The following is a 12,231-nucleotide window of genomic DNA, read 5'->3' as shown; positions in this document are numbered from 1 at the left end:
TAACGTAATTTGTAATTTGTAATTTGTAATTTGTAATTTGTAATGCTCCCTTTCCTGCGGAACGCTACGCGAACGGGAGAGCTACGCTAACGTAATTTGTGATTTCTATTCAGTTTAAATTTCTTCCATTCTTTGGCGACGACGGGGTGGTTTTTGTGGTTGTTTTTTACGCAAACGACGACTGACTTCATTAAAGAAGTCTCTTCTCAGATAAGGATAGTCATTCACCCACAAGTCATGACTGGGAATGTATACGTCACTGAATTCTTCGATACTGCTTAAGTCAGAACGGTTCGACATGACTATCATTTCGGCAACTTGACCGCGAACTATGACTTTGTGAGAGTTACGTAGTGGTGCTTGTAATTCTACGGTAAATCCTGTGTTGTCTCCAACTTCTAGGTTGATGCGTTTTTCTCTGTTTTCAACAATTACTAGCTCACCTTTGTTGTTAACTGTTTCTTGTTTTCCCATTAATTTGTCTGTAATCCACCAATCGAGAATTCGACCCCGAAAAAAGCCACTGTATTTATAACGGCGACATTTTACATTACGTACACTTGCCTGAAATACGGGATACCACAGCCAAAAGAAAGCACCCATGACTCCAATTAAAAATGTGATGGGACCGAATTCTAGTCTCAACAAAACTTCCGCCAGCAGAATTATCGCTATGGCGATGACAGAAATTAACAGTCGCTGCAAAAAGTTTGAGAATTTTCCTGCGTAGTATTTATATTGCGCGCCAGTAGCAATAAAGGGGATGAGTTGTTCAAATTTTTTCCGGGTGAGTGGAACTAACATAATTGCTGAGTTTGCCAGTTAAAGTATTTTTTCTAATCCATACACTAATGACTTTAGCTGCGAGACTTTGCGAATTGCTAACAAGACTCCTGGCATATAACAAGAGCGATCGCTGGTATCATGTCTTAATGTATAAATTTGACCGGGTGCGCCAAAAATTACTTCTTGATGGGCGATGAGTCCCGGCAGGCGTATACTATGAATTCTAATGCCTTCTTCGGCTAAACTGCCCCTAGCTCCTGGGATTTTTTCCGTTTCTTCGACAATGGCAGTGTTAAAAGGTTTACCAAGTTCTCCTAGTAATTGTGCGGTTTGAATTGCCGTCCCACTGGGCGCATCGGCTTTTTGGTTGTGGTGAAGTTCAATAATTTCTACATGGTCGAAGTATTGGGAGGCTGTGACTGCGGCTTGCTGTAGAAGTACCATCCCAATGGAAAAGTTGGGAATAATTAAACAACCGGTACTGGCTTTTTCGGCAAAGTCGGCTAAGTCTTGCAGTTGTTCTGGACTTAAGCCTGTTGTCCCGACTACTGGACGAATCCCATAGGCGATCGCACTCCGCACGTTATCATAAACTCCATCAGGGTGGGTAAAGTCTACCATTACCCCTGGAGGAGAGTTTCTATCGCCAGCTACATAACCCAGCATGGCTTCAAATTGGTTGGTGATTGGCACTTCTAAAGGTTCACTTAAACCTGCCAATTCTCCAGCATCTTGGTCTTGATGTTCTGGACTGGTGTCAATTGCAGCTACTAAGTTTAAATCTGGTGCTTGGGCAACGGCTTTAATTACTTCACGACCCATTTTGCCGGCTGCACCGTTTACAATAACTGGGATAGGAGCTTGATTTGTCATAATTCGTAATTCGTAGTTTCGGCTGTGGGTAAGATTAGGAATTTCCAAGGAAGAAACGTTCGCGTAGCGTGCGCGTAGCGCATACCACAGAGGCACAGAGGACACAGAGTCAAGAGGGTTTGAGAGATTTTTTGCGTTCGGTGGTTGAGTATTCTTTTATTTAGAATTCCTTTACTCGAATATTGGCGACCAAATTTCGGCAATGTTTACTTCCCAGCCGGGGAGTAAGTCGGGTAAGGTCAGCACATCATTATTTTGTAATACTATTTTCTCATTAGAATGGTAAACTTCCATAGTTCTGGTTCTAGGGTCAATTAAAATGCCGATTTGAGTCCCCAAGCTGATAAATTCTTGAATTTTTTCTCTGAGTTTATCTAGGGAATCGGTTTTAGATTTCACCTCAACGACTAAATCAGGCAGCAGTTCCGCATAATCTTCCGTAGAACGTTTGAGCCTATCTGCTCGGATAAATGATACATCGAGAGCGCGTAAATCTTTGTTAGGTAGTCTAAAGCCAGCACTGGAACCAGCTACACGTCCTAACTGGCGAGGTCTTATCCAATTACCCAACAGTCGGGCAAATTCAGTTCCTACTTCTTCTGATTCGTAACCCGATGGACTCATAACAACTACATTTCCGTCTACCAATTCCATACGATAGTCAGGATGAGCTGCTTGTATTTTCTCTAAATCTTGGACAGTGAGAGACATAAGACCTCCTGAAATACCTAAATCTATCTTGGCATTTGTGATTACTCAATTTTAGATTTTAGATTGACTCATAGTTACAAGTGGCATGAAAATGATTATCATTTAATTATGAGTATACCGATGATTACTGTTGTTGCTGGCCCTGCTGGCTGTGGTAAAACCACCTGGATTTGCCAACAGCTACGTAGTAATGCTTCTGCGGAAAATGTGATTTATTTTAGTCCTGGAACTGGTAATGTCCCCGTTGACCAGATTCGCCTAAGTGCGGAGTTTCCAGAGGTGAACGTTTTTAGTGATGGCCAAGAAGTAGAATTTTTCAACCAGTTAGCAGGGGCGGAGAATATTTATATAGAAATAGGATTTTACTTGGAATTAGGAGCAATTGAGCAAATTGTCGGAAATGTCCCATATCAGTCTGTGGCAGTTTTACCGTCACATCTGAAAGATTCGGAATATCACACCTGGGCTGAAAAAATTGTCACAGGGCTGGATATTGAGACTAGTATGACCCAAAATCAGATTTGGCGATCGCCTACTAGTGGTCAAGTTATCGATGAAGACAGTTTACATGAATTTTGGTATGAACTATCTCACGGTGCTTATGGTCAAGTCAGCCGTGCTAAAGGAATTTTTGATGTTGCTGATGGTAGGGCATTATACGCCGATTGTGTCGCAGGTGTACCGACAACAGACTTTTTAGAATTAGACTTACCACGCCACTTAGAAGGAAGACCACAGCGTTTCAGTGGTTTAGAAGTCTGGGGAGAAAATTTGGATGAGTCGGCCATTAAACAAACATTACAAGATTGCTATTTGTCAGATAGTGCGATCGCACAATACCAAGAACAAATCAAACAAATCTTAATAGAGGAGACTATACAGTGAAAATAGCCGTCATGTCATGTATTCATGGCAATTATGAAGCATTAGATGCCGTCTTATTAGATATAGACCAGCAAAAAGCCGATAAAATCTTTTGTCTCGGCGATTTAGTCGGATATGGACCGCATCCCAATGCCGTAGTTACACAAATTCGGGCTTTAGACATTCCCACCTGTATGGGTTGTTGGGATGAAGATATTGTCGAAGGCTTAAACGCTTGTGATTGTAGTTATCCGTCCTTATTAGCTGAGAAACGCGGAAAAATTGCTCACGAGTGGACAAATAACGAAATACATCCAGAACACCGGGAATTTTTCGCCCAACTACCCCACAGTTTAAGTGAAGAAAATTTAGCCTTCGTTCATGGTAGCCCCCACAGTAACCATGAATATTTATTACCAGAACTTGATGCCTTTGCCGCTTTAGAACGCGTACTTTCCACAGATGCCGACGTGCTGTTTTGTGGACATACTCACGTGCCTTATGTACGTAAACTAGACGCAGGAAGTTTAAAAATTCGTGTCCACAGGCAGGAAAAAGCAGCCGCAGAAAAGAGCTTCAATGCTTCCTTAAAGCGGATTATCAACGTTGGTTCTGTAGGCGAACCCCGACATGGGCGACCCAATGCCACCTATGTAATTTACGACACAGAAAACCAAGAAGTAAATTTACGAGAAGTACCTTACGACTATCAAAAAACCTGTGCCGCCATCATTGAAAAAGGTTTACCAAAAATATTTGCGTGGCGTTTAGCCCAAGGCTTGGAATTTGCAGAAAGGGCTGATGACCCCACCCATGTTTGTACTCGCTAATGACAAATGAAGGAAAAGATTGTTATTTCCCAATGACCAATGACCAATGACTAAAAAATGAATAACTGGGCAATTTTAAGCGGAATTGAAGGTAATTTGGCAGCTTATGAAGCTGTTATGAAAGATATTAAGCGTCAAAATAATGTCGAAGCGTTGTATATTTTGGGCGATTTAGTCGGACCCCGGCGAGAAACCGAACAATTAGTCAAACGGGTGTTAAACCCCCGACGGGGAGAACTGGAACCACTAATTTGTAAAGGTTGGTGGGAAGAACAGTGTTTTATTCTCCACGGACTGGGGGGAACTGGTGAACCAACAGAATTGATGGCGAAATATGGGGGAGAAACAGTTAAATTGTTGTGGGAATGCGTTTCTCGCCCGATGGCGCAATGGTTAATGACCCTAGACTTTGGTTTTTTTGAACTAGATTCTTTGTTAATTCACGGGACAACAGTAGGAATTGACGAAGAACTGACCCCAGACACGCCCCCAATTCAAATGCTAGACCGCTTATCAAGAATGCAAGCCAATAACTTGTTTTGTGGTCGTTCTGGTCTGGCTTTTCAATATCAACTCCAAGCAGGGTCAATCACTACAGGAGTCACAACCCTAGATAGTCCACCATCTCCCCAAACTGTAGAAATCTCGGCGCGTCAGGTCATCGGGGTAGGTAATGTCGGCAGAAAACCAGGGGAAGCAATTTATACTCTCTATTATCCAGGGACAAATCATGTAGAGTTTAAAACTGTCCGTTATGGTATGAGTAAAGGTTTTCAGTCCCAGTCAGATGTTACACCTAAAATAGCTATTAGCTACGACAGCATAAATAATTGAAGGTTTGTAGTGAGGACTTTAGTCCTCTCCGTCTCCTAGTCCCTAAACTGATTTGGGATGAAGCTAACTTTTGCGGGCGCAACCTTCCAAAACCATATCGCCCCGGATGAACAGTGATGAGTAAGGATGTAAATCGTCTGACATGGTATCACTACATCCCTTGGATTTGCGGATAATCAACATAGTATTATTTTCCTCTTCCAATCGATACACTCGCACTGTGTCCGGAAGACGACCATCAGCAGCCAATGGTGTGACATAAGGAAAAGTCAGCTTTTCGTCGGTTGCTAACGAAGAATAGACAATTTCACTGGGGCTAACCTTGACACTCCAAAATGGTTCATTACCAAAAGCCTGAAATTCTTGATTCTCGGTAGTGGGACTGCTGGAAACTACTTGATTATTGTCATTATTGGTGCTATTGGCTGGTAAACAACTACTTAGCCCCAATAAAAGAGTGCAAAAAATTAAAGTTTTCATAAAATTTAGAATGTATAACAACTCATACAGTTTACCTACTATTACTGAAGCCGTCAGGTAGAATTTTTGAAAATTGTCGTGGCTTCAGGCTGTTGAGTGTCAAAATATTAGATGTAAAGTTTATTTGCAAAATCATTTATGCCGAAAGCAATTTGGAATGGCACTGTATTAGCCGAAAGCGATAACACAATTGTTGTAGAAGGCAATCATTATTTTCCAGCCGACGCTATTAAAAAAGAATACTTTCAAGAAAGTAACACTCATAGTACTTGTCCGTGGAAAGGTGTCGCCAGCTACTACAGCATTGAAGTGGATGGACAAACCAACAAAGATGCAGCCTGGTACTATCCTAGTGCTAAGGAGAGAGCTAAAAATTTTGAAGGCTATGTCGCTTTTTGGAAGGGTGTAAAAGTCGAGGCTTAGTTTTTAGTTCTGTGTTTTCTCAGGTCTGATTAAAGAGACAGTTTGGCAAAATATATGGTATATGAAGGATATTAGATACTATATATTTTGCTATTTGTTAATTTTGCACTATCTATAACTTTGTCAGAAGATAGAGAAAATCCAGTTCTTGGGTTAGTTTGATGGTACAAATTTGTTGATATAGTAATACAAAATATAACTAATGAATAAATAATTGTTCATTAAAGGAGTAAGTGTTATGACAAATATGAATAATTACGAAACCGAATTATCTCAAGAGGAAACTTTAAATGAAAAAGATACTTTCCAGTACGATCCCGAAAAAATTAACATTGTTACAAGGGAGCCAACTATTGAGCAATTACTCAGAAGAATTGATGAAAAAGCACTAGATTTAGCACCTGATTTTCAAAGACAAGCAAATATATGGACTCTAGAAGCCAAAAGTAAATTAATTGAATCTATTCTGATTAGAATTCCATTACCTGCCTTTTATATTGATGCTACTAATGAAGATGAATGGGTAGTAGTAGATGGATTACAAAGATTGTCTGCTCTCAAACAATTTATGATTGATAAGAGTGAGAAGAGACTTAAATTAGTTGGATTAGAATACTTAAAAGAACTTAGTAATAAAACCTATGATGAATTAGAGCGAAGATATCAACGTCGCATTTTAGAAACTCAAGTTACAGTATATTTAATTGAAAAAGGTACTCCTTTGGAAGTAAAATACAATATTTTTAAACGAATCAATACGGGAGGTGTACCTCTTTCTAATCAAGAACTACGCCATGCTTTGAACCCTGGACAAGCTACAAAATTTTTGGCTAATCTAGCTTCTTACCCAGAGTTTAAAACAATTGTTCCTCTTAGCGAAGATAAGAAAAAAAGAATGGATGATAGGGAATTTGTTGTAGGCTTCCTCGCTTTTTATCTAATTTCTTATCAAGAATATCAATATGAAACTAGAGAATCTTTCCTTAGTAAAGCATTATCAAAAATAAATAGTCTTTCTCAGGAAGAAATCAAAAAAATAGAAGCAGATTTCAAAAAAGCAATGATTGCGGCATTTGAGATTTTTAATAATAATGCTTTTCGCAAGCTTTCTAATAAAACTAAAAGAAAATTCCCACTTAATAAATCTTTATTTGAGGTTTGGACTGTCAATCTTAGCAGGCTAAGTATAGAAGATATTCAAACTTTAAAAACTAGAAAACAAAAACTTATAGATACTTTTATTAAGTATGTAGATAATGATCCTGATTTTCTAGCATCAATATCTCAAGTTAAAGATAAAATTGAGTATAGATTTAAAACAGTTGAGAAAATTATTAAAGAGGTATTATCATGATTAATTTTCTAAAATTGACAAATTACAAAGCTTTTGAAAATCAATTACTCGAATTTAAACCGCTAACCTTACTTTCTGGTCTTAATAGTACGGGAAAATCTTCTGTACTGCAAGCGCTACTTTTGCTAAGGCAGTCTTATCAACAAGAATTACTGCCGAATGTTGGTTTAGCGTTGAATGGTGAATTAGTACGTATTGGTACTGCTCAAGATGCCTTTTGTGAAAGAGCTAAAGAAGACTATCTTGGTTTTGAAATTACTTGGAATGATCAAAAAAAAGGAATTTGGCGTTTTAGCTATGATCCAATTAAGACAGATGCAGATATTTTAAATAATTTAGATTCACACTTATCAAGTGATCCAGGTGTCTATGGTTTAAAAAGTCTTTTTAAGAAAAGATTTCACTATTTACAGGCGGAACGACTTGGACCAAGAACATCTTATGATATGTCAGATTATCAAGCGCGACGATTAGGACAGCTAGGTTCCAAAGGTGAATATACAGCACATTTTTTAGCAATTAATCAAGATAAAGATGTTCTTCAAAGTAAACTAAGACATCCAATGGCGAAATCTAATAGTCTTAGCAGCCAGGTTGAAGGATGGATGAGAGAAGTTAGTCCTGGAACAAGAATTAAAATCAACTCAAATTCAGATATAGGTTTGATGAGTTTGCAATATTTCTATGGAGATAGCAACCCCTATCGTACTACTAACGTTGGATTTGGAATTAGCTACACATTACCCATTATCGTAGCAATTTTGGCATCTCATCCTGGTACACTAATTCTAATAGAGAATCCAGAAGCACATCTACATCCTAAAGGGCAAGTTAAGATGGGTGAGTTATTATCCCTTGCAGCTAGTTGTGGAATTCAAGTAGTAATAGAAACCCATAGTGATCATGTTTTAAATGGTATTCGTCTTGCTGTTCATCAAGGGAAAATTAAGCCAGATGATGTTCAATTACATTATTTTCAGCGACCAGATAAACAAGGACAAGATGTTACAGAAGTAGTATCACCCCGTATCGATAGAAACGGAAGAATTGATAAATGGCCTGATGGTTTCTTCGATGAATGGGAAAAAAGTTTAGATATTTTACTTGAGCCTGCGGGGGAGTAGAAGGTGGATTTTGATTTGATATTAAATGAATTATCTCTGCGAAATCCTGCTCCAAATGAACAAGAAGCACAGCAAAGAATGTCTGAGCTAATTAAGACTATAAAAGCAGTTAAAGCTCAGGGAGTGAAAGTAAGTCTTCGGACTAAAGAGGATTTTTATACAACAATACTTGCACCTAACTATCCTCTACGTCGTTGGCTTAATGATGCAGATCAGGTTGAGCGAATTTTTATCAAAACTCTTGCAACTAAAGCACCTTTTTCAAATGATATTGTAAATTCTGAGATCCAAGATATTGAAAATAATGCTAGTTTGTCTGAATTTTTTCATCAAGGAAAAATAGCTATTGGGCTTGGTATTGCTTATGTACTGGAGACAATAGCAATTAGCCTACTCTCTGAAGAATGCTGGGATTGTCACCGCCTAGAAATAGAATTTATATCGCTTGACGAAGATAAAGAGATAGTACATGAACTTGTAAAAATTTTCCATGTTAGTCGTAGCACTCATGTACAAGAACACGCCAATCTGATTCAAAAAATTCAAGCGCGTATTTATCAACAAGTTAGCAATGGGGTAGAAATTTGGAATCGCAGGGAAGAATTATTTCCTAACCTAAAATTTTGTAATGCTGTTAGAAGACAGTTGGAAGATATCCGTACTGGACAGTTGGAATTACAGCCTGTTCTGAAGAAATTATTTGAGCTTCAGAAATGCTGTGAAAACTGGAATAATGGTTCTTTCAATACCGAAGGGTATCCTCTTGAGGAATCGGGAGAGAGTCAACCAACCCTTGACAAGTATTTTAAGGAAAGAACTTTTCTTTGTCCTGATGGTAAAGAACGCTTATTTGAACGACATATTAAATTGAGGGTTTGCAATTGGCGAATCCATTTTTTTCCAGAACAACCAGGGACGGTAATTATTGGTTATATTGGTCGGCATCTTCCTACAGTGAAGTATCGGACGTAATGTTTAAAATCTGTTCTTCTTCTTCATAAGAGAATTTTAAATTTCATTATATCTCCCTGCTTAATTAGAAGTTGCTGTTTCGGCAACATTACCAATAATTTCTTCCAAAGTTTTTAATAATTCTTGCTCATTATAAGGTTTAGAAAAATACGCCCGCGCTCCTAACTGCATGGCTAATTGGCGATGTTTATTACTACTGCGAGAAGTCAGCATAGCTACTGGGATATGCTTCATTTCCATGCTGGCATTAATGCGACCTAAGAAGCCATAACCATCAAGGCGAGGCATTTCAATATCACAAATTATCGCTGCAACTTTTAAACCACTTTCTAGTTTTTCTAAGGCATCTTGACCATCTTTCGCTTGCTCTACTTCATATCCTCCTTTTTCTAAAGTTAGAGCTAAGAAGCGGCGAACATTAATTGAGTCATCAATGATTAAAATTGTGCCTTTCTCATTGACAGGTGGTGCTGATATTTTGTTATTATCAAAGAACAGAAAAGGCGTTTTTAGCCTCACTGATGGGATTTGATTGTTTTGAGGAGTAGGCTGATTAGTAGCAATCCAATAGAGTAAATCGTTGGTGTTCACTAATGCTAATACTCGACCATCACCCAGAATTGTGCAGTTACTAAAACCTGCGGGTAAAGGTATATTTCCCTCGACTTGGCGGATGGCTACTTCTTGTTCACCCCAGCAACGGTCTACTTGGATGGCGACTTGCTGATTATTGCCTTTAACTATTAAGACACTACTCGCATCTATGGCTGGGCGAGTTTCTAATTCTGGGTTATCGTAATGGGGACAATTAAATTGGAAGTAGCGACCGAGGCGAATCAATGGTACTGTAGAGCCTTGCCAATTAATGACTTCGCTATCTGCCATTGATGATACTTGCTCATTGGGGAGTAAAAATATTTCGGAAATGACTTCTGTGGGAAATGCCAATAACATTTTATTGCTTTCTACTAGCAGAACTCGCGCAATGGAAAGGGTCAATGGTACTGATAAAGTAAAGGTAGTGCCAACTCCTAACTCAGTCTCAACTGTAATATCTCCGCGCACTAATTTTAGGTTATTACGCACTATATCCATGCCGACACCGCGACCAGATAAGGCGGTTACTTGGTCGGAAGTGGTGAATCCTGGTTCAAAAATTATTGATAATAGTTCTTCTTCACTAGCATTAGCTACTAAAGCAGCATCTAAACCCATATCTACGGCACGGGAGCGAATTTTTTCTAAAGAAATTCCCCGACCGTCATCACGCATTGTAATAATTGTGCGATTACTGCGGTGAGTAGCTGTAATTTCAATTAATCCTTGTTCTGGTTTACCCAGTTCACGGCGAGTATTAGGGTCTTCAATACCATGATCAAAGGCATTTCTTAATAAGTGCATTATCGGCTCGTTTAAAGCTTCTAAAATGCCGCGTTCAATTAAAGTTTTTCCACCTTCAACTTGTAAATGAACATTTTTTCCGTATTCAACATTTAGGTCACGTAAAGCTCTGGGAAAACGCTCGACTAAATCGGATAATGGCCGCATCCGAATGTGGGTAAGTTTTGTTTGTAATTGTTTGGATGTTTTATTCAGTTTCCGAGCTATTTGATCTGTATCGTCAACGCTTAATTGGATATCTGTGGTGACTTCTTGCACTTGGATAATAGTTTCCATAACTTCTTGCGATCGCAAGTTTAATTTCTGATGGCGGTCTATTTCCAATGTACTAACTTCTGGGATATTTTCTATATTAGATGTATTCGTAATTTTAGCACATACTGTACGTAATTCATAATTTTCTCGGTCGAGTGTTTGCACTCGCTGATTCAGGTTACGCACGAGTTTACGTAATCTTTCTAGTTGGGAATTTAAACCATTGCGTTGGACGGTCAATTCCCCACATAAATCATTAATTTCTTCCAGTTGTTTACTAGGAACTCGCACAGTGTTTTCCGAATTATCTCGGTCTTTAGCAATACTAATTTGTTCTTCTGTGTAGTCAATAAAATTGTGTTCTGTGGCGGTAATTTCTGGATAAACTACAGCACTTTCTTCGGGAATATTCACAGATATTAAATCATCTGTCACCTCTGCATTTTCAATAAATCCAACTATTGCCGACGCTGTGGACTGTGGTTGCTTTGGTATATAATTTACTACTGTGTCTAGTTCAAGTTTTGTGGGTAAACTATCTCGTTGATTTGTTAATACTAAAGCTTGCGATCGCCGCCATGATTGTAATGCTAACTGGGCAACTTCGGGAACGCGATCGCTGGTAACATTGCCGATATGATGCCCTATAGATTCACAAAGACTCGTAAAGGCTGGCAACTGTAACATTTCCCCCAAACCGCCCAATTCCGCCGCCATAATCGCTACTTCTTCTTGTAAGCAAGGCTGGGCGCTATCTGCTATTACCGACTCTAGACGCTGTAAACATCCTTCCACCTCAGTTTCAAACAGCATGGGGACAATATCTTGTCCATCTTCTGGCGATAACATAGTAGAAGCATCTTCTGGAGTGGGTTCACCCAAGCGATCGCGCAGTTCGTCAAACACTGGGTAACAAAAACTACTTAACCACTCCTCTTCTATATCAGTTCCTTGTGATAGTGATTCGACTATTTGCCGCAGCCAGTCTACTCCAGAAAGTAGTAAACTTGGTAACTCTGTATCAATACTTCGAGAATTTTTGCGGGTTTTTAAGACTTTAAAAGAATCTTCCAGACGGTGCGCTAAATCACTCAGTGTCCGAAATCCCATCATCCCGGCACCGCCTTTGATAGAATGGGCAGCTCGCAGTGCAGCATTAATTCTATCAACATCAATCCGATGACTAGTGTCAATTTCCAACAACACCCCTTCTAGGACATTCAAATAATCTCTCGCTTCTTCCAGAAACTGCATCTGGATTTCCAGTTCTTTATCCTTGGACATAGTTTTTTATTTAATCATTAGTTATTAGTTATTGGTCATT

12 protein-coding genes are annotated in these 12,231 nt (G+C 39.0%); 7 read left to right on the top strand and 5 right to left on the bottom strand.

Annotated elements, in window-relative coordinates; all coding sequences use genetic code 11:
• Positions 1-114: 114 nt before the first annotated feature.
• The 3 genes from VB654_RS02590 to VB654_RS02580 all read right to left on the bottom strand — a co-directional run bounded on the left by VB654_RS02590 (position 115) and on the right by VB654_RS02580 (position 2,370).
• Positions 115-804: a phosphate ABC transporter permease gene (locus VB654_RS02590; RefSeq protein ID WP_323211841.1), complete on the bottom strand. Its 690-nt coding sequence runs from the start codon at positions 802-804 to the stop codon at positions 115-117.
• A gap of 18 nt (positions 805-822) precedes the next feature.
• Entirely contained in the window at positions 823-1,659 is an 837-nt protein-coding gene (dapB, locus tag VB654_RS02585; protein WP_323211840.1) for a 4-hydroxy-tetrahydrodipicolinate reductase, read from the bottom strand.
• A gap of 171 nt (positions 1,660-1,830) precedes the next feature.
• Complete coding sequence (locus VB654_RS02580; RefSeq protein WP_323211839.1) at positions 1,831-2,370, bottom strand: Uma2 family endonuclease; 540 nt, start codon at positions 2,368-2,370, stop codon at positions 1,831-1,833.
• Positions 2,371-2,478: 108 nt separating this feature from the next.
• Here VB654_RS02580 and VB654_RS02575 point away from each other — a divergent pair, with 108 nt between their 5' ends.
• From VB654_RS02575 to VB654_RS02565, 3 genes are read left to right on the top strand one after another with little or no spacing between them, the layout of a single operon-like run.
• Positions 2,479-3,255, top strand: coding sequence for a GTP-binding protein (locus VB654_RS02575; protein ID WP_323211838.1), 777 nt, complete (start codon positions 2,479-2,481; stop codon positions 3,253-3,255).
• Positions 3,252-4,064 carry a metallophosphoesterase family protein gene (locus VB654_RS02570; RefSeq protein WP_323211837.1) on the top strand — a complete coding sequence of 271 codons (813 nt, stop codon included), beginning with the start codon at positions 3,252-3,254 and terminating at the stop codon, positions 4,062-4,064. Before VB654_RS02575 ends, VB654_RS02570 begins: the two co-directional genes overlap by 4 nt.
• 57 nt (positions 4,065-4,121) lie before the next feature.
• A complete protein-coding gene (locus tag VB654_RS02565) occupies positions 4,122-4,898 on the top strand; it encodes a metallophosphatase (RefSeq protein WP_323211836.1) in 777 nt (258 codons plus the stop codon).
• 63 nt (positions 4,899-4,961) lie between these two features.
• On the opposite strand, the gene VB654_RS02560 is transcribed toward VB654_RS02565, so the two are convergent.
• The gene (locus VB654_RS02560; protein WP_323211835.1) at positions 4,962-5,378 is read right to left on the bottom strand and encodes a hypothetical protein; all 417 of its coding nucleotides are present in this window, start codon (positions 5,376-5,378) and stop codon (positions 4,962-4,964) included.
• 138 nt (positions 5,379-5,516) lie between these two features.
• Here VB654_RS02560 and VB654_RS02555 point away from each other — a divergent pair, with 138 nt between their 5' ends.
• The 4 genes from VB654_RS02555 (at position 5,517) to VB654_RS02540 (ending at position 9,251) form a co-directional block, all read left to right on the top strand.
• Positions 5,517-5,801 carry a DUF427 domain-containing protein gene (locus tag VB654_RS02555; RefSeq protein WP_323211834.1) on the top strand — a complete coding sequence of 95 codons (285 nt, stop codon included), beginning with the start codon at positions 5,517-5,519 and terminating at the stop codon, positions 5,799-5,801.
• 238 nt (positions 5,802-6,039) lie between these two features.
• Positions 6,040-7,155, top strand: coding sequence for a DUF262 domain-containing protein (locus VB654_RS02550; RefSeq protein WP_323211833.1), 1,116 nt, complete (start codon positions 6,040-6,042; stop codon positions 7,153-7,155).
• Positions 7,152-8,279 carry a DUF3696 domain-containing protein gene (locus VB654_RS02545; protein ID WP_323211831.1) on the top strand — a complete coding sequence of 376 codons (1,128 nt, stop codon included), beginning with the start codon at positions 7,152-7,154 and terminating at the stop codon, positions 8,277-8,279. The genes VB654_RS02550 and VB654_RS02545 overlap by 4 nt, the downstream gene beginning before the upstream one ends.
• A gap of 3 nt (positions 8,280-8,282) precedes the next feature.
• The gene (locus VB654_RS02540; RefSeq protein WP_323211830.1) at positions 8,283-9,251 is read left to right on the top strand and encodes a hypothetical protein; all 969 of its coding nucleotides are present in this window, start codon (positions 8,283-8,285) and stop codon (positions 9,249-9,251) included.
• Between the two features lie 60 nt (positions 9,252-9,311).
• Here VB654_RS02540 and VB654_RS02535 read toward each other — a convergent pair whose 3' ends face one another.
• Positions 9,312-12,191 carry a hybrid sensor histidine kinase/response regulator gene (locus VB654_RS02535; RefSeq protein ID WP_323211829.1) on the bottom strand — a complete coding sequence of 960 codons (2,880 nt, stop codon included), beginning with the start codon at positions 12,189-12,191 and terminating at the stop codon, positions 9,312-9,314.
• Positions 12,192-12,231: the final 40 nt, after the last annotated feature.

This window comes from Nodularia sp. UHCC 0506 (assembly GCF_034931045.1).
Classification (GTDB): domain Bacteria; phylum Cyanobacteriota; class Cyanobacteriia; order Cyanobacteriales; family Nostocaceae; genus Nodularia.
Note: the sequence above shows the minus strand (reverse complement) of the source record. Positions and strands in the feature narration are given on the sequence as shown.